The sequence below is a fragment of the Myxococcales bacterium genome (assembly GCA_016706225.1).
GTDB lineage: Bacteria > Myxococcota_A > Polyangia > Polyangiales > Polyangiaceae > JADJKB01.
In genome coordinates this window covers 499,001-516,560 of sequence record JADJKB010000005.1, presented here as the reverse complement: position 1 = coordinate 516,560, position 17,560 = coordinate 499,001, and the positions used below count along the sequence as shown (strand labels likewise).

The window sequence follows — 17,560 nt, the reverse complement described above, 5'->3', positions numbered from 1 at the left end:
GGAGTGACAATGTCGAGAACCGAGAGCATGCGGCAACTGGCTTGGATTTGCCTTGGAGGATGGCTGGTGATGGCAACGGGCTGCGCTCGAAGCGCAGCGACCGCACAGTCCGCCGCCTCGGCCAATCGCTCGGGCGCAGCTGGCACGGTCGACCCCTCGGTCCCTCAGGCCAGTCTGGTGTCCGCGGACGACCCCAACGCGGTCTCCGTCCCGTCTGCGATCCGCAAGGTGACGGTCTACTCGGACCGAGCGCTCGTGTCCCGGGAAGCAAGCGTCAAGCTCACCACCGAACCAACCGTGTACGCGTTCAAACACCTGCCCGGCTGGGTCGACGATGGCTCCGTGCGCGCGGCCATCACCAACGGCCGCATCCTCGACGTGCGGGTCGGCAGGAGTTACCTCGCGCAGGCTACGGGCAAGAGCTACCGCAAGGCCGAGGCCGACGCTCGCGTACTGGCCAGCCGACTGCTCGCGCTCGATGACGAGCTCAAGGTGCTCGACGCTCAGACCAAACAGGTCGACGACATCAAGGCGTTCTCCCTCGACAAGCTCAACAAGGACGTGGTCGCGGGCAGCCCGCCGCCAGCCGGCAGCGTCGTGATCCCCGGCAGTGTCGGTGTCAGCACCTACGCGGCGGTCGTCGACTTCATCGCCACGAAGATGCGGGAGATCGCCAAGGGGCGGCGCGCAGTCCAGGCCGAGCGCGAGAAGCTCGCCCCGGCAGTCGAGGCCGCCAAACACCACCTCGACGATCTGCGCGGCTTGACCCAGCTCGAAGAGACGCGCGTGTTCGTGACCGTGCAAGGGACGACGCCCGCCGACGGCCAGCTCCAGCTCAGCTACTTGCTTCCTGGCGCAACCTGGGAGGCATCCCACGAGCTTCGCGCCACCGGCAGCGACGCCACATCGGTCGAGGTCACCTCGTTTGCGGTCGTCACCCAGGCGAGCGGCGAGGACTGGGACAACGCGGAGCTGACGTTCTCCACGCAGTCGTCCACCGCTGCCGTTCGCATCCCTGAGCTCGAGGCGCTCACGCTCGGCGCGGGTCGAGCCGCGAGCCAGACCATCGAGCGGCAATCGGCGTCGTTCAAGCGTGCCGAAGCCGCGTTCAAGGGGCAGAATCGTCTGTGGAACACCCGGGTGCAGAGCGCCGGACGAAGCCGCAGCTTCGAGCAGAGCTACCAGACGAACGTCGAGTTTCTGGAGGTGACCCAGAGCAAGACGGTGCAAATTTTCCAGAGCCTGCAGCAGCGCGGGACGACCGCGCAGTTCAAGGCCATGAACACCACGAAGGTGCGCGCAGATGGCCGCTCGGTCAGGGTGCCGCTCGGTCGCGCGAACCTGAAGGCCAAGAAGGCCATCGTCGCGGCTCCCGAGCAGTCCCTCAACGCAGCTCAGACTCTGGAGATGCTCAACGACAGCGGACAGTCGCTCTTGCCGGGCAACGTGGCCCTCTACCAGGGCGGCGCATTCCTGGGCATGACCAGCCTCGACTTCGTCGCGGACGGAGAACAATTCGCGGTCTTCCTGAGCGTGGCAGATCAGCTGAAGATCTCCCGGGTGCTCGACAAGAAGCGGAGTGCGCTGGTGCGCAAGCAGCGCACCCAGATGCAGCTCGCCTTCGTCGTCACGGTCGAGAACCTGTCCGGCAAGACCATGTCGCTGAAGCTCGCCGATCGCATTCCGGTGTCCGAGGACAAGGACATCGTGATCAGCGGCATCAAGATCACCCCGGACGTGAAGCCCGACGGGAAGGGCATCCTGCGCTGGCCGCTGACCCTCCAGCCGAAAGAGAAGCGAAAATTCGAGATCCAGTACCAGATCGAATACCCGCCCACCCTGGTGGTGGAGATGAGAAAGAGCGAGGCCGCCGACGCGAGCCAAAACCGCCCGGGTAGCCCCGCGGCAGCGCCTGCCCCGCGCAAAGCCTACGACCTCCGGAAGGACATCGAGCAGCTCGAGAACGCGTTCTGACAGGGTCGACCGCTTTGTGGGATGCTTTCGCCCCTCAGCGAACGCAGAGTCTGATGTCACTGAAGAGCCTGCTGATGCCCATCGTCGCGGCGCGGCTGTTGTCGCGGGAGCGACTGCTAGCGAAACGCTCACGCGCGGAGCGCAAACGCAAACGGCGCGGCGAACCGCACCGGATCCACTATTTTCACCAGGTCGATGATCCGTACAGCGCCCTGGCGACCGCGGCGCTCCCACGCCTGCTCGCCCGCTACGACGTGGAGCTCGTGCCGCACTTGACCGGTCCGCCGCCCGACGACGCCGCGCCCCAGCAAGCCATGCTCGTGACCCACAGCCGGCGCGATGCAGCGCAGCTCGCCGAGCACGTTGGGCTCGAGCTGGCCGACCCGGGCGCCCAGCCTGCGGCAGAGAGCGTGCGGCAGGCGACTGCGCTCTTGGCCGAGGCCATCGAAACCGGGCGTTTCGTCGACGAAGCTTGGGCGATCTCTCGACGACTCTGGAGCGAGCCCGAAGCACTCGCGGCGACGACCTCGGGCGCGGACCAGCGCGCCGAAACCAGCGTTCGGCGCGGGACCGCGCTCCGCGCGCGCTTGGGTCACTACCTCGGCGCCACCTTTCACTACGGCGGAGAGTGGTACTGGGGTCTCGATCGTCTGTACCACCTCGAGCAGCGACTGCAGGAGCTTGGGGCCGCGCGCTCGGGTGTCGACGATCTGCTCTTCCCGCCCAGCAAAGATTTGCGGACCCCTACCCCACTCGAACCGGCGCCCGAGATCGACTTCTTCTTTTCGCTGCGCAGCCCCTATTCCGCCATCGTGACGCCGAGGATCTTCGAGCTTGCCCGGCTCACCGGCGCGAAGCTCCGCCTGCGCTTCGTGCTCCCCATGGTGATGCGTGGGCTGCCCGTCCCGCGCGCGAAGCGCCGCTACATCGCGGAAGACGCGGCCCGCGAAGCCTTTGCGCGCGGCATCCCGTTTGGCCGCGTGAACGATCCCGTCGGGCGACCGGTGGAGCGAGGGTTGTCGCTGATGCCGCTGGCCGAGCGGGTCGGAAGGGGCGAGGACTACCTGGCGTCGTTCATGCGCGGCGTGTGGGCAGAGGGCATCGACGCGGGCAGTGACCGCGGGCTGCGCACGCTCGCGGAGCGGGCCGGATTGGAGTGGCGCGCGGCTCTCGGCGCCCTCGGAGACGACGGCTGGCGCGCGACCGCCGAGGCCAATCGCCAGGAGCTTTTTGGCCTGGGCCACTGGGGTGTGCCCTGCTTCCGGATCGGCGAGACGCTGGTGATGGGGCAGGACCGGCTGTGGGCGGTGGGATCCCTGCTCGGTGTGGGCCCGGGCTCCGCTCGGAGCCACACTGTCGGCTAGCGAGGTTCGCGTCGTGCCGGCGGCATCGAGCGCCCTTGGCAGAACCGTTGCGCACCCCAGCCTGCTAGAGTCGCTCTGCCGCTTCCCAGAAGCGGAAAGAGGAGATCCGAGGATGGAGCTGGGGCGAGACGTATTCGTGGCACTGGCAGCGGTCGCGTGGGCCGACGGGGAGGTCGCTCCGGAGGAGGCGCAGGCGCTCGCGCAAGCTGCGCGTGCGTGTGGGCTCTCGGGAGCCGATCTGGAGGCGGTCGAGGAGAGCACCCGGCAGCGGGTCGAGTTCGACGCCCTGGCCGGGCTCGAGCTCGACGACGACGCCAAGAGCTTCGTGTACGCCATCGCCTCTTGGATCGCGCGTGCGGACGGCGTGATCCACGACGCAGAGGTCGAGATCCTGGCCAAGCTGGGGGACTCACTGAAACTCAGCGCGGACGAGCGCAACGCGGCGCAGGTCGCGCGCACGCTGGCAGCAACCGGAACGCCAGACCTGAAGAACCTCGCGCTCGCCATCGCCGACTGCGTCGAGGAGCCGCCCCCGGGGACGGCTCGCACGGGCGAACCGCTGCCGCCACCGCCGGGCAGCCGCGGTTGGCCGCTGATTGGCGAGACCCTGGCCTTCGTCCGAGACCCGTTTCGCTTCGTCAAAGTCCGGCTGGAAAAACACGGGCGCCTGTTCAAGACGCGGATCGTGGGCCGCGACGTCGCCGTGATCACCGGCCCCGCGGCGTGCGAGCTGTGGGTGGATCAGACCCAGCTGATGCGCGACGGTTCGATGTTCGATCACATCTTTGGTTTGTTCGGCGGACACAGCTTGCCGTCCATGGACGGCGCGCCCCACAGGCTGCGAAAAGCGCAGGTCCTCGCCGGCTTCGACCGCGCCGCTCTGTCCAGCTACATGCCCGGACTGCAAGCCGCGATCGAACGCCGCCTGACCGGATGGGCCGCAGAAGACGAGATCCGCTGGGTCCCCGAGCTGACGCAGCTGGCCATCGAAGGCATCGCAGGCAACATGCTCGGGCTCGGCCCGGGACCCGAGCTCGATCAGCTCGCGCAAGACTACGGCGCCGTGACCCGCGGGGTGGGTGCCGCACCCATCGATATGCCCGGAACGCCGCTGCGCAAGGCCAATCAGGCTCGCGATCGCCTGCTGGTCTTCTTGCGCGAACAGGTCGCGGCCTGCCGCAAGGGCCGCGACGTCGGCTTCACCCGCATCCTGCAGGCGAAGGCAGCCGACGGCAGCCAAATCGATGATGACGCGGCGGTCTTGGAGCTGCACCACATCTTCCTCGCGGGCTACATCGTGTTCGCGGAGCTCGCGGCGGTCGTGCTCCGCCTGGACCAGAATCCCGAGCTGAGACAGACGCTCGCCAACGAGGTGCGCGAGCAAGCAGGGGCCGGCGAGGTCAACCTGGAGACGCTTCACGGCATGCCGCTGCTCAGCCGCGTCGTCGACGAGACCAAGCGCATCACTCCGATGTTGCCTTTCATCATGGCCAAGGCAAAACGCGACATCAGCTTCGCCGGCCACCCATCCCGGCGGGTTTCATGGTCTGCCTGGCGCTGCATGAGAATCACATGCTCGCCGACATTTACCCGGAGCCGACCCGTTTTGATCCGGAGCGGTTTGCCAAGGGACGCGCGGAGCACAAGAGACACACCCACGCGTTTGCTCCGCAAGGGCCGGGACCGCTCACGGGGCACAAGTGCCCCGGCACGGACTACGCGACCTATTTCATGAAGATGTTCACGGTGCTCTTGCTCAGGGGTTACAGCTGGGAGCTGCCCAAACAAGAGCTGAGCTACCGCATGCAAATCATTCCGCCCGAGCCGAAGGACGGCTTGCGAGCGCGCGTCTCGGCGCTGAGCTGAGCACGCCGCTGGAGAGGATTTGCCTGCACCGGAGCTGCGCCGCGCAGGCAAAACTTGCGCAGCCGACGACCGGCTAGCTCGCTATGCTGACCGAAAGCGGGAGGTGCGGTCATGCCGGACGACCCTCATACGAAGTCCAAAGTGAGACTGGAGACGCTTCGGTGCCGACGCACCGGGCAGATGTTCTCGGCGGACGAACACGCGCGCTGTCCGTACTGCGCCGCCAGTGCGGAGACCATCGCCGCATCCGGTGACTACACCCAATTCTGTGACTATCAGCCCAACGTCGACCCAGTTCACTTCGGCTTCCCGGATGACACGTCACGGAACAAGGGTGGATGAACCCGCGGTCGCTTGTCAGCAGCGACCAATTCTGTTCGGCTGAGTCTCAGAGGTGCATCGCCGAGTACGACGGTCGCGCCGAGCAATCCACTGACGGAGAGGCAAGCATGCGGACGCTCATCCTTGGCCGGCGCACGATCGCCATCACCGTTACGCTCGCGCTGGCGCTCTCGGCGTGTGACAAGTCCAAGACCGAAGTCACGGCAGAGCCGACGGCAACCGCGAGTGCGAGCGCTGCGCCGGCCCCGGAGCCCCCGCCGGGGGGTTGTCTTGCTGGCAGCGAGCCGACCGCGCTCGACAAGACGAGTGGCTATGTCTACGACCTGGCAGCCGACGCCACCCACCTCTACTACGGGAGGTGGCAGGTCTTTGGCGGGCGCGGTGATCTGCGCCGGGCGCGCAAGGACGGCAAGGGTGGGATGAACCTCGCTTCGCTGTCGCTCGAACCGCGAGGCGTCGTCGTGGACGACGCCTCCGTATATTTCACATCCGGCATCCGCTTGATGAAGATGCCGAAGGCGGGGGGCGAGTCGAAGACCCTGGTCGAGACCTTCTCTTCGCTCAGTGTCACCGCGACGGACAAGTACATCTACGGCGTCCCCAGCGACTACGGGCCCTATGATCGCTTGATTCGCGCCGACAAGGGCAGCGGCATGACCTACGAGCTCGACGTGTCGGAGCGACCCGACACGGAGGAGCAGCCGAGAGGCTTCAGCGCAGTGGTGACCGACGCGGAGGCCATCTACGTGACGGACTCCAGCGGGAACCGCGTGCTCCGCTTCGGGCTCGAACGCGCCAAGCCCAAGGTGATCGCGCCGCGGCAAGAGCGGCCCTTCGCCCTCGGCATCGACGACGCGAACATCTACTTCAGCTTGGCGCTGAAGGGCGATCTGATGAAGGTCAAGAAATCCGGCGGCACCGCCACCAAGCTCGCCGCGGGGCTGGTGAAGAACGCGCGCATCGCGGTGGACCAGAAGGGAGTGTTTGCCACGCTAGCCGGCAAGGGAAAGGACGCTCCCGGTTCCCTCGTCAAGATCCCGAACGACGGCGGCGCAGCAGTTCCCATGGCCAGCGTGCCGAGCGACCACTTCGTCGAGGTCATTGGCCTGGACGACAAGTGTCTGTACTGGGTCGAGCGCGTGGCGGGCTCCGGAGACGCAGTGCTCTACGCCCGTGCAAGATGACACACAGCCCCGTCGGGTAACCCGGCAAGTGTCTGCGCCAAACCCGGTGATCACGTCAGCGGTCAGTTTGCGCTAGAGTGCCGCTCCGCATGCGCCGCTGCTTCTTCGTTGCACTCTGCGTGCTCCCTCTCGGCTGCGCATCCGTGCTGGGGATCGACGGCGAATACCAGGACGAACCAGCAGGGCTCGGCGCGTCGGGAGGGCTCGGTGGCGCGGGTGGCGACGCCGCCGTCGGCGGCTCGGGAGGCAGTGGTCTCGGCGGAGGCGAGGACTGTCTCAACGGCGTGGATGACGACGGCAACAAGCAGATCGACTGCGCCGACGTGGCCTGTCAGGGTCAGTTCTCCTGCGAGCCGGCCGCGCCTTCGGGGTTCAAGGGACCGGGCCTGCTCTGGACCGGCACTGGCGCGCAGCCTCCGCCGCCCTGCGCCTCTGGAACCTTCGCTCAGCTGGGGTTCTTCGCGGGGTTCTCGGTAGCGCCCGCCGACTGCAGCGCCGTGGGGTGCCAGTGCAGCGCGCAAAGCTCGCCCACGTGCCTAGCGTTGGTCAAGTACCAGACCAACACCTGCACCTCGAGCGGGACCTATACGCCGCTCGGTGAAGGCTGCACGGATCTTTCGGTGAGTGTCCCGTCCTTCGCGAACTACGTAACGGGAGTGTCGGGCAACCTGAGCTGCTCGCCGACGCCCGCGGGTAGCCCCTCGGTGCCTCCGATCGGGTGGACCTCGCGTCACGCGCTGTGTGTGCCCACCAGCTTCGGTGCCGGCTGCGCCGCGGGCGTGTGCACACCACAACCCGACGCCAACTACAGCAAGCGCTGCGTGTACTCGGTCGGCACAGTGAGCTGCCCGGCGAGCTACCCCAATCAACTCAGTGTCCACTCGAGCGTCGACGACACCCGCGGCTGCAGCGCGTGCACCTGCGACAACAGCGGGGTTTGCGCCGTCAGCGCGGAGGACTTCGACGGGACCGGATGTTCGGGGACGAGTAGCCCGATCCCCAAAGGAGGAACGTGTCTCCAGATCACGGCCCCGCCGAATTTGCGGTCGGTGAAGGTCACGGCCAGCGCGCCGGCTTGTGTGCCCGGCGGTGGCACGCCGGTGGGCAGCGCAACACCCACCGGGCCGATGACAGTCTGCTGCCAGTGACTCGACCCGGCAGCGGGGCTCGCCGCGCTCTGAGCGAGCGCACGTCGCCGGCCTTCACTGGCTGGCTCACTGCTCGCTTGGCGCGAGCCAAGCCCGGGCCAGCTCCAGCGTGCGTGCGTTCTCCGGAACTCGCTCGAGGAAGCTGCGGCGCGACTCGGCGTCCTGGATGCGCTCGGCGTGCGCGAGCAGCGTGTCCTTGGCGAAGCGGATCGCGGCGTTGGCCTCGGGCTGCTTGCCGTTGGCGGCCAATGCTTCTGCAATCGCCAGACGGATCAGCTGGCCGCCATCTTCCACCTGCCCCGCCACTTCGAGCTCGGCCCGACCCCGCTCGGCGACGTCGAGCGCCTCGACGTTCTTTCCCCGGGCCAGGAGCACCTGCGCCAGGCACGCCAACCCGAACCCATGAGTCGCGGGGACCTCCGACATCAGCCCCGAGCCCATGCGGGCCTCGACCTCCGCCGCCGCAGCGTCGCCGCGTTCGAGCTGGATGATCGACAGGTAGCAGTGTGACGCGCCTTGCAGCCGCCAGTCCTTGACCTTGGCGTAACCCTCCACGGCTCGTTGCTCGAAATCCACCGCCTCGTCGAGGCGCCCGAGCCGGCACAGCGCCAACCCACCGTTGTGCAGACACTCGAGTCGCACGGGTTCGAGCCCCATCGTCTGCGCTTGGTCGAGCGAGGTGACGAACAGCTCCAGCGCACCGGCGTAGTCCCCGAGCAACAGACGTTCGTAGCCGGCATCTGCGCGCTGTTTGCAGGCAATCCGCAGGTTGCCCGCGCGCTCCGCCGCGACGACGGCGGCCTCGTCGTGAGCCAGGCTCGCCGCTATGTCTCCGGCAAAGAGCGCGACCCAGGCGGCGCCGAGCTGAACCGCGTACTCGTACATTGGGTCGTTTTTGCGCTCCGCCTGCGCAGCCTCCAGGCTCTCGACGACCGAACGCACCAGCTCCATGCGGCCGGCCCGCAGCAGCTGCGACACGGCGCGCGCCAGGGTCAGCGCCACGCGGGTGTCACGGTCGGCTTCGGGGAACTGGGGTAAGCGCTCGACCGCGGCGATCAAGCCATCGAGTTTCCCGATCCGCGACTCGTGCAGTCCAGCCTCGAGCCGCGCGTGAATTTCACCGACCGACCCGGGTGTGAACGCGAGCGCTGCCGCTGCCGCCCGCAGGCTAGCCTCCGCATGCTCACCCTGCCAATCGAGCACATCGCACTCGATCATCGCGAGCTGCCCCAACAGATCACCCGTCGCGCCCATGACGCGCGCCCGCTCGGTGCAGCTGAGCACGCGCGGAAAATCGTTCCCCGCCAGCGCTTGTTCGGCGGCGCGTAGATACAGGCTCATGGCCCGCTCCGCCTCGTTGCCCTGATCCCAGTGTTCCGCCAAGACCAGCGCGTTGCTCTCGCCGTTTTCGCTCAACCACTCCGCGGCCAGGCGGTGTCCGAGCGCACGATCTTCGGGCGTGAGCATCCGGTACGCTGCCTCGCGCAGGAGCGAGTGACGGAATGCGTACTCCTCGCGTCCGCCTAGCTTCGTGCTGGGCTGACGCAGGACGAGCTCGCGCGAACACAGCTCGCGCAGCCACTCTCCGCCGTCGTCGGTGTGCCGCGCACCGAGCAGGCGGCGCACGCCCTCGGGCCAGAAGGTCTCGCCGAAGACACTGCAAGCCCGGAGGACCCGCCGAGCTTCGGGCTCGAGCGCCTCGAGTCGCGCCCCCACCATGGCCAGCACCGTCTCGGGCACATCACTGTCGGCGCCAGAAGCCTGCGCGCGAATGAGCTCCTCCAGATAGAGGGCGTTCCCGTCGGCGTGGTTCACGAGCAGCGAAACCCGCGCCTCCGGCACGCCGGGACCGAGGGCGTCTCGCGCCAGCTCGACGCAGGCCTTCTTGCTCAGCTTGCGCAGCGGCAGCTCCACCACGTCGCGGGCCTCGCGCAGCCGCGGAAACACCTCGAACACCTCGGGGCGTCCCAGGAGGACCGTGAAGATCGGGGACTCGGGCAAGCTCGTGGCTAGAGACAGCGCCAGCGACAAACTCCCGAGATCGCCCCAGTGCAGATCGTCGAGCACCAGCAGGATTGGTCCGGAGAGAGCCTCGGCGCGGAACAGGTCGACCCACGCGCGCGCGATCTGATCGCCGAGTAGCTTGGGGTCACGACGGGCCGCGAGCAGCTCCACACTGGGGTCCGCATCGAAGAGGATGCCGGTCATCTCTCCCAGGAATGTACTGACACGCGCGACGTCAGCTGCTGGGACCCTGCGAGCGACCCGTGCGACGAGTTTGTCGCGTTGACCTTCCGGCGGCTCCGCGTCCAGGGCGCGGGCGGCGCGGCGGAGGGCGCGCGAGGCGAGCGCGTACGGCGCACCCGCGCTCATGGGATCACCGCGCGCCACCCACACGTCCACGTCGCGGGCGCGGGCCACCCGGCCAAGCTCGCTGACGACACGAGACTTGCCGAGACCCGCCGCCCCGGTCACGAGCGCGAGCCGCGCGCCGGGATCGCCGATGGACTCCTCCAGGACGTCACACAGGGTTCGGATCTCGTTGTCCCGGCCGAGGCAGGGGGTCGGCCTACCCAGCAGGGTCCGCGCGACCTCGAGCGCGTCGTGCTCTGCCACGAGCAGCCGGACTTCCCCCCGGGTCTCGATCTCGAACGCTGCGTCGAGGAGACCCGCCGCAGCGGAGTCGAGGGCAATGGGCGATCCGCGCGCCGAGAGGGTGTGGAGCGCGCGAAGCAGCGCGGCAGCGCGATCGATCACCTCACCCGACGCGCTCATGGCTGCCATGACACCGAGCCCCAGCGAGACCGCGAAACGCATCTCGGGGAGCGCGGAGCGCAGCGCCAGCGCACAGCGTGCGGCGCGCGTCGCCTGTTCGACCGCGGTGCCTCCGACCGTGAAGGTGACGATCACCGAGTTGGCAGCGACCGCCTCGAGATGCCCGCCGAATCCGCTGGCGATGGTGCGAGCCCGTGAGAGGGCTTCATCCATCTGGCCGGGTGAAAGCGTGGGCGCGGTGGCCAGATCCACGTCGCGCCCCTGCCACGAGTCGGCCATGATCACCCCGAGCAAACGCTGCTCGGTCGCCGTAAGCGAAGGTCGCCGTGCGCTGCGCGTCGTCCGATCGGGAACTCCGAGCTCCCCGAGCTCTGCGATTTCCACCGCGGCGGCGTTGCCACTCGGCGGTCGTCCGTCACGCTCGCGTGACAACATGCGAGCCACCAGCTCGGTGACGGCAATGGGCACCTCGGGCCGGAGCTCGGTCACGAGCGGCGCCCGCGCGATCACGATCTTCCCCAGGATCGCCATCGGGTGGTCACCGGTGAAGGGCGGCGAGCCGGTCAGACACTCGAACAGCACCCCCCCGAGAGACCACACGTCGGCGCGGGCATCGACGTCCCGCTCACCGCGCGCTTGTTCCGGAGACATGTAGGCCGGAGTGCCGAGCGCGGAGCCGGTCCGCGTGGCTTTTGCGCCAACGACCCGGGCCACACCGAAGTCGAGCAGCTTGGGCCTGAGCGGATCGCGATCGACCAGGAAGATGTTGCCGGGTTTCACGTCGCGATGCACCACACCGACCGAGTGAGCCGCCCCGAGCGCCTCGGCGACACGACGCGCGAGCACGAGCGACTCACGCATGGTGAGCCCGCGGCCGCCGAGGCGCGCCTCCAGATCCTCTCCTTCGAGCCACTCGAGCGCGAGCCACAGCCTGCCATCGTCGAGTCGACCGTGGGCAACGTGCCGCACGATCCCCGGGTGGGTCAGCTGAGCCACGAGCTCGGCCTCGCGCTCGAAGCGCCAGTCGTTCTTGGGAGCCGACGTCATCAGCTTCAGCGCAACCAGGCCGCCGGTCAAACGATCCCTGGCGCGGTACACCGAGCCCATGCCACCGCTGCCCGCCAGGGCTTCCGTCTCGAACCGCTCCGCGATGGTGCCAACGTCGTTCATCGTCGTATCAACCAGCGGCCCTCGCCGGGATGAAGCTCATCGCGCGTTCTGCCAGCGCCGTGATGGTGAGGGACGGATTCACGCCGGGGTTGGCGCTGATGGCGCTGCCGTCGACCACGTAGAGCCCCGGATATCCGAAGACTCGGTGTTGGTGATCGATGACACCTTCCTCGGCGTCGCGGCCCATGCACGCGCCGCCCAGGATGTGAGCGGTCGTCGGGATGCCGAGCAGAGTCTCGGTGGCCATCGTCGACAGCACACCGCCAGTCTTCTGGGCAAACCGGCGGGCGAGCTCCGTGGCTTCGGGGATGAACGCCGTCGGAGCCGTGGTGCCGGGCGCCAGCTCACTGACCAAACCGCGCCGAAAACCCGTGAATGCGCTGCGGCCGAGCCGGAAGCGCAGGCTGCCCTCGAGGGTCTTCATGTAGAGCAGGATCTGCGTGACCTCGGACATGCGCCGCGTCGTGTAAGCGGCAAGCCAGCGCCCAGGCTCGGCCACCATTTCCCGGGCCGCGCCCAGCAGCCGACGGATTGGGCTCTTCGCCGACGCGTGCGGGAGCGTCAGCATGCGAAAGAACGAGGAGCCCTTTCCGTAACGAACGGGCTCGATGTGACTGTGTTCGTCGGTGTGCAGGATCGAGGTGATGGCGACACCCGCGCTGAAGTCGTCGTCCGATCCCGGGGACAACACCGCGATCAGCGCCTCGTTGTTGGTGCGAACGAAGTCCCCCACCCGCGGGGAGAGGCGCGGCAGCCCTTGGGGATCGTCGCGAAGCGCCAGGAGGAGCGGAATGGTACCCATCACACCGCCGGCGAAGACCACGTTCGCGGTCTCGAAGCTCCCGACGTCACCGCCGTCGAAGCTGCCCCGGGTCTCGACCACATAGCCGCCCTCGGCACGCGGCCGGACCCGCGTGACCTCGGTCTCGGGGCGCACGCTCGCCCCCTTGGCCTCCGCGAGGTACAGGTAGTTGCGGTCCAGGGTGTTCTTCGCCCCGACGCGACAGCCCGTCATGCAGGCTCCGCAGAAGGTGCAGCCAGTGCGAGCGGGGCCTTCTCCGTCGAAGTATGGGTCCGGCACCTCACGACCGGGCTCTCCGAAGAACACGGCGACCTCGGTGCGATGAAAGTGCTCGGGGCGCCCAAGCTCTCGTGCGATCTCGCCGAGCACTCGGTCGCCCGGCGTCTCTTTTGGATTCTCCGTCGACCCGAGCATCCGACGCGCCGTCGCGTAGTGCGGCTCGAGCTCCCGCTTCCAGTCCGCCAGCTGCGCCCAGGACGGCGCAGCGAAGAACGGTGGAGGCGGAGTGGGGAGAGTGTTGGCATACACGAGCGAGCCGCCGCCCACACCGACGCCGTGCAAGATCGTGACGTGTCGCAGGAACGTCATCTGGAAGATCCCGGCGAGGCCTCGCTTGGGATCCCAGAGCCAACGCCCGAGCTCCCAGTTGTTCTTGGCAAAGTCGGTCTTCGCGAAGCGTTTGCCCTTCTCGAGCACGAGCACGCGGTAGCCCTTCTCCGCCAGCCGCAGCGCCGACACACTGCCGCCGAAACCCGAGCCGATGACGACGAAATCCCAGGCCGGACTGCTCATCCGCGAGAGGGTAGCCCGAACGCTTCGCCGGTAGAATGGCGGCTCCACGCGGCTGCAAATCGGGAGTCGGGGCTCGAGCTCAGCGCCGCCGGCTGCCCGTCTGCGGTGTCGTATCTTGGGATAACCGCTCCAGGAGGAAGTCCCGAAAGACCGCGACCTTGGCCGGAATGTGTCGCGCCGAGGGGTAGACCAGGTGCAGGGAGCCCAGGCGCCCGGTGAACCGCGGCAGGACTCGCACCAGGCGCCCGTCAGCCTCATCGCGTGCGCAGATCAATCGGGGCACGAGTCCAATGCCCGCGCCGGCGACGACGGCCGCCCGCACGAAGCTGAAGTCGTCACAACCGATCCGCCCCCGAACGTCGAGGGTCAGCTCGCGCGCACCGCTGCCCAGAACCCAGCGCGTGCGCCCGTGCACCGGACGGAACAACACCAGGTCATGCTCGTTGAGGTCACCCAGGGCGCGCGGGGCACCGCGCCGCTCGAGATAACCCGGCGCCGCAAACAGCTGGGCGTCCGTCCCACCGAGTCGCCGCACGACGAGCGAGGAGTCTCGGAGCTCCCCGGCACGAATCGCGAGATCAAATCCTTCCGCGACCAGGTCGACGACACGCTGGGTGAGTGATAGATCGACCGACACCTCGGGATAACGCTGGCTGAAGTCCCCGATCAGCTCCGCGAGAAAGCTGATCCCGATGTCCGTGGGTGTCGTCACGCGCAAACGGCCGCGTGGCGCGTGTTCACTCGCTTCGACTTCCCGCACGGCGTCCCGTAACGTCACCAGCGCCGGGGTGATGCGCTGCAACAGGTCCGCCCCCTGCTCGGTGACCCGAAGCGTGCGCGTCGTGCGGTGCAGGAGCCGGACCCCCATCGACGACTCCAGTCGTGTCACCGCGCGGCTCAGCGTCGAGGTCGGAACTCCCAGCTCGCGCGCCGCCTTGGCAAAGGCGCCGAGCTCGGCAACCCGGGCAAAAGCCCTCAACTCGTCCAGCGCAGGAGCCCGAGCGGAGCGACGGATCGCGGCCATTGCAACGATAATTACCAATCGTTGCGAAATTGCAACAGTGACTTCCGCGGCTACGGGGTTTCCGCGCTCGGGCCGCAGACCCAAGTTCAGCGCGCTCAGCCAGCAAGGAGACTGAAAAGACATGTTATCCACCCGCATCAACCTCGGACTCATCTTGGCTCTCAGCTTGGCCGCCACCGGATGTGAGGACCCAACCAAGGACAAAGCCAAGGCGGAGGTCAGCGCGCCGGCGGCGCCTGCAACCCCTGCGGCGGCCGCGGACACCCAGACCCTCACCTTCAGCAATTCGGATTCGAAGGTCGAGTTCGTGGGAGCCAAGGTCACCGGAAAACACGACGGCTCGTTCGGAACCTTCACCGGCTCGGTGAAGCTCGTATCCGCGGACGTGACCAAGAGTCAGGTGAACGTCGACATCGACGCCGCGTCGATAACGACCGACACCGCCAAGCTCACCGGCCACCTCAAGGGCTCGGACTTCTTCGACGTGGAGAAGTTCCCCAAGGCCCGCTTCGAGTCGACGAACATCAAGGCGGGAGGCGAGAAGGGCGCGACGCACACGGTCACCGGCAACTTGGAGCTGCGCGGCGTGAAGAAGAGCATCAGCTTCCCGGCGACGATCAAGGTCGAGGGGAGCAACGTCTCCGTCGACAGCGAGTTCTCGATCAATCGCAAGGACTTCGGCCTGAACTACCCCGGCAAGGTCGATGACCTGATCCGCGATGACGTGCTGATCAAGCTGACGATCCGCGCGGCCACCAAGTCGAGCTGAGGAGCTCGGTTCAGCGGTACTCGGCTGCCAGTTTCATCTCGAGCTCGCCGCTGCCGGTGACCTTCTGAGAGGGTTTGTCCCCGGGAGCGCTGAGCTCGACCTTTCCCTGCAACGAGAGCTCGACGGGCCAGCCCGTGTCGATCATCAACAGAACCGTGCCGCGCGTGTGCATGGTGGTGGTGGCGCCCTTGCTGGCTTCGGTGACGGTCATCGCCAGCTCGAACTTGCCCAGGCGCTTGCCGGCTCGTTCCTCGGTGCCTTTGAAGGTGAAGAGCACGTCGCTGTAACGTTTTCCCTCGCCGCCGCCGCTGCCGAACATGTCGGCGAGCACCTCCGCCGGGGGTGAGAACGTCTCACCCGGGGCGAGGGGGTGTTTCGGGACGAACGCCGCGAACTGCGGTGGTTTTCCGAACTCTTTGTTGTCGTCGAGGACCGCCTCGATCTCCACATCACTCACGGGCTCGCCCCCGGCACCCGTGATCACGACCTTCCCTTGCTGAAGGTTGATGACGTAGGTCTTGCCCGTGAGCGGGCTCGGCGTGCGCTGCTCGCGCTCGCCCTTCTTGGCGACCTTGATCATCTCCTCGTAGCGAACCTTCTTCTTGGTGACCGCCTTGCCGTCGCTGGCGAGCACCGTCGTGTGGCGCAGCATGCGTTTGCCTTCGCCGTTCTTCTCGGTGGCGACGGTCTTGCCCTTGTCCGTGAGCACGATGTCGAGGGCGAGCGTGAAACTCTCCCGGTCGACGCGCTGGTCTCCGGGTCTTGGCAGGGTGAAGCGAAACGCGGTCTTGCCGTCCTCGGCCACCGGCTCGGAGCCGGGCGTGGGGGGCGTGGACGGCTCTCTGGTCGCTCCGCTCGGGACGGTGCTTGCGCCTGCCGGTGGTGGGGCGCCACCACAGCCGAGGCCGAGCGAAGAGAGCATGAAAAGGGCGATACCGAGCAGGGTTCGAGCGCACATGCGAGGGCCACGCTAGCCCCGAGCCTCCCGCGTTGTCCCTCTCAAATCGACGACGCTGGCAGCCTCATGGCGCGTCTCACGCTATCGTGGCGGACATGCGCCTGATTTGGGTCGTCGCCGGGACCGCTGTGCTCACGCTCGTCTCGGCATGGGCTTGCGGGGAGGACGAGGCGACCTCGAACGAGCCGACTGGCGATGCGGGCAGTGACGTCGAGGTCGAGGCCGGCATCGAGTGGTGCCCGGCGAGCGGCGTGAGCAAGGGGCCCTGGGTGATGCACGTCGATGGCACGAGCGCGCTCGTACGCTGGGAAGCGTGTCGGCCCGGCACCTCGCCGGAGCTAGCGTTTGGGGCCGAAGGCGGCGCGCTCGATCAGAAGCTCGATGCAACAGCGAAGGCGGTGGACATCCCCGTGACGTACCTCGCGGCCCTCGCGCCCAAACAACCTCAAGATCTGGCCGGCACCTATTTCATGCACGACGCGGCGTTGACCGGGCTCGAGGTCGGCGAGTGTTACGCCTACGCGCTCGGGCAAGATGCCGAACGGAAGGGGCGCTTCTGCACGGCACGACCGAGCGGCGCGAGCTTCAAGATCCTCGCGACCGGCGACACGAACCCCGGACTCGGCGAAAACACGGTCACGCTGCTCGGGCTGATGGGCAAAGAGGGCTACGACCTCACGCTGCACGCGGGAGACATTCAGTACTACGCCTCGGGGCTCGAGACCTGGCAGCACTGGTTCGGCTTGATGTCGCCGATGCTCGCCCAGGGCGCGTTTCTGCCTGCCGTGGGCAATCACGAATACGAACAGCCCGACGAGTACACCCTCTACTACCAGCGCTTCTGGGACCAAGCCGGGTTCGCCGGCGCGGATGGGCACTTCCGTGGTGAATCGGGCGGGATCTGGTTCTTCTTCCTCAACACCGAGACCGACTTCAATCCTGGCTCGGCAGAGTTCGCATGGTTCGAGCAAGAGCTCGCCGGCGCTTCCAAGAAGCCTGGCTATCGCGCGAGCATCCTGACGTTCCACCGCCCCATGCTGACCTGTGGTGACAAAAGTCAGGACGAGAGCAGCCGGCTTGCCCTCACGCCGGCTTTCGAGAAGTACGGAGTCAAGCTGGTGATCCAGGGGCACATGCACGGGTACGAGCGCTTCGAGGTGCCAACCACGGCGGATGCAACCAAGGTCACGACCTACCTCACGGTGGGGGGCGGCGGTGGAGCGCTCGAGGACGTGGACAAGAACATCGACCGCCCGACCTGTGCGCTCCGCAAGAGCAGCGGCTCGTTCTATCAGATGACGCTGCTCGAGGTCGGCGCCACGTCGCTCAAGGGCCGCACCATCGACGTGAAGGGCGCAGAGCGGGACAGCTTCGAAATCCCCTTGCCGTGAG

General features: G+C 67.4%; 12 protein-coding genes. 8 read left to right on the top strand and 4 right to left on the bottom strand.

Features of this window, described 5'->3' with window-relative positions; all coding sequences use genetic code 11:
- Positions 1-9 precede the first annotated feature (9 nt).
- The 6 genes from IPI67_10030 to IPI67_10005 all read left to right on the top strand — a co-directional run bounded on the left by IPI67_10030 (position 10) and on the right by IPI67_10005 (position 7,878).
- Positions 10-1,974, top strand: a complete 1,965-nt coding sequence (locus IPI67_10030) for a mucoidy inhibitor MuiA family protein (GenBank protein MBK7580530.1) — start codon at positions 10-12, stop codon at positions 1,972-1,974.
- A 53-nt stretch (positions 1,975-2,027) separates the two neighbouring features.
- The gene (locus IPI67_10025; GenBank protein ID MBK7580529.1) at positions 2,028-3,338 is read left to right on the top strand and encodes a DsbA family protein; all 1,311 of its coding nucleotides are present in this window, start codon (positions 2,028-2,030) and stop codon (positions 3,336-3,338) included.
- Positions 3,339-3,450: 112 nt separating this feature from the next.
- Positions 3,451-5,073 (top strand): cytochrome P450, encoded by a 1,623-nt coding sequence (locus IPI67_10020; protein MBK7580528.1) that lies wholly within the window; start codon positions 3,451-3,453, stop codon positions 5,071-5,073.
- A 242-nt stretch (positions 5,074-5,315) separates the two neighbouring features.
- Complete coding sequence (locus tag IPI67_10015) at positions 5,316-5,546, top strand: hypothetical protein (protein ID MBK7580527.1); 231 nt, start codon at positions 5,316-5,318, stop codon at positions 5,544-5,546.
- Positions 5,547-5,653: 107 nt separating this feature from the next.
- Positions 5,654-6,730: a hypothetical protein gene (locus tag IPI67_10010; protein ID MBK7580526.1), complete on the top strand. Its 1,077-nt coding sequence runs from the start codon at positions 5,654-5,656 to the stop codon at positions 6,728-6,730.
- An 89-nt stretch (positions 6,731-6,819) separates the two neighbouring features.
- Positions 6,820-7,878 carry a hypothetical protein gene (locus tag IPI67_10005; protein ID MBK7580525.1) on the top strand — a complete coding sequence of 353 codons (1,059 nt, stop codon included), beginning with the start codon at positions 6,820-6,822 and terminating at the stop codon, positions 7,876-7,878.
- A gap of 66 nt (positions 7,879-7,944) precedes the next feature.
- Here the strand turns inward: IPI67_10005 and IPI67_10000 are convergent, their stop codons facing one another.
- From IPI67_10000 to IPI67_09990, 3 genes are all read right to left on the bottom strand, one after another.
- Entirely contained in the window at positions 7,945-11,823 is a 3,879-nt protein-coding gene (locus IPI67_10000; GenBank protein MBK7580524.1) for a protein kinase, read from the bottom strand.
- A gap of 7 nt (positions 11,824-11,830) precedes the next feature.
- On the bottom strand, positions 11,831-13,417 hold the full coding sequence (locus IPI67_09995; protein ID MBK7580523.1) for a GMC family oxidoreductase: 1,587 nt from the start codon (positions 13,415-13,417) through the stop codon (positions 11,831-11,833).
- A 79-nt stretch (positions 13,418-13,496) separates the two neighbouring features.
- The gene (locus IPI67_09990) at positions 13,497-14,441 is read right to left on the bottom strand and encodes a LysR family transcriptional regulator (GenBank protein MBK7580522.1); all 945 of its coding nucleotides are present in this window, start codon (positions 14,439-14,441) and stop codon (positions 13,497-13,499) included.
- Between the two features lie 121 nt (positions 14,442-14,562).
- On the opposite strand from IPI67_09990, the gene IPI67_09985 reads away from it, so the two are divergent.
- Complete coding sequence (locus tag IPI67_09985; protein ID MBK7580521.1) at positions 14,563-15,210, top strand: YceI family protein; 648 nt, start codon at positions 14,563-14,565, stop codon at positions 15,208-15,210.
- 10 nt (positions 15,211-15,220) lie between these two features.
- Here IPI67_09985 and IPI67_09980 read toward each other — a convergent pair whose 3' ends face one another.
- Positions 15,221-16,132, bottom strand: a complete 912-nt coding sequence (locus IPI67_09980; protein MBK7580520.1) for a hypothetical protein — start codon at positions 16,130-16,132, stop codon at positions 15,221-15,223.
- A 131-nt stretch (positions 16,133-16,263) separates the two neighbouring features.
- On the opposite strand from IPI67_09980, the gene IPI67_09975 reads away from it, so the two are divergent.
- The gene (locus tag IPI67_09975) at positions 16,264-17,559 is read left to right on the top strand and encodes a metallophosphoesterase (GenBank protein MBK7580519.1); all 1,296 of its coding nucleotides are present in this window, start codon (positions 16,264-16,266) and stop codon (positions 17,557-17,559) included.
- Position 17,560: the final 1 nt, after the last annotated feature.

Coding starts and splice junctions, on each gene's coding strand:
- IPI67_09995 (MBK7580523.1), bottom strand. CDS start 13,417: ATGAGCAGTCCGGCCTGGGATTTCGTCGTCATCGGCTCGGGTTTCGGC.
- IPI67_09990 (MBK7580522.1), bottom strand. CDS start 14,441: ATGGCCGCGATCCGTCGCTCCGCTCGGGCTCCTGCGCTGGACGAGTTG.
- IPI67_10025 (MBK7580529.1), top strand. CDS start 2,028: ATGTCACTGAAGAGCCTGCTGATGCCCATCGTCGCGGCGCGGCTGTTG.
- IPI67_09980 (MBK7580520.1), bottom strand. CDS start 16,132: ATGCTCTCTTCGCTCGGCCTCGGCTGTGGTGGCGCCCCACCACCGGCA.
- IPI67_09975 (MBK7580519.1), top strand. CDS start 16,264: ATGCGCCTGATTTGGGTCGTCGCCGGGACCGCTGTGCTCACGCTCGTC.
- IPI67_10000 (MBK7580524.1), bottom strand. CDS start 11,823: ATGAACGACGTTGGCACCATCGCGGAGCGGTTCGAGACGGAAGCCCTG.
- IPI67_10020 (MBK7580528.1), top strand. CDS start 3,451: ATGGAGCTGGGGCGAGACGTATTCGTGGCACTGGCAGCGGTCGCGTGG.
- IPI67_10005 (MBK7580525.1), top strand. CDS start 6,820: ATGCGCCGCTGCTTCTTCGTTGCACTCTGCGTGCTCCCTCTCGGCTGC.
- IPI67_10030 (MBK7580530.1), top strand. CDS start 10: ATGTCGAGAACCGAGAGCATGCGGCAACTGGCTTGGATTTGCCTTGGA.
- IPI67_09985 (MBK7580521.1), top strand. CDS start 14,563: ATGTTATCCACCCGCATCAACCTCGGACTCATCTTGGCTCTCAGCTTG.
- IPI67_10010 (MBK7580526.1), top strand. CDS start 5,654: ATGCGGACGCTCATCCTTGGCCGGCGCACGATCGCCATCACCGTTACG.
- IPI67_10015 (MBK7580527.1), top strand. CDS start 5,316: ATGCCGGACGACCCTCATACGAAGTCCAAAGTGAGACTGGAGACGCTT.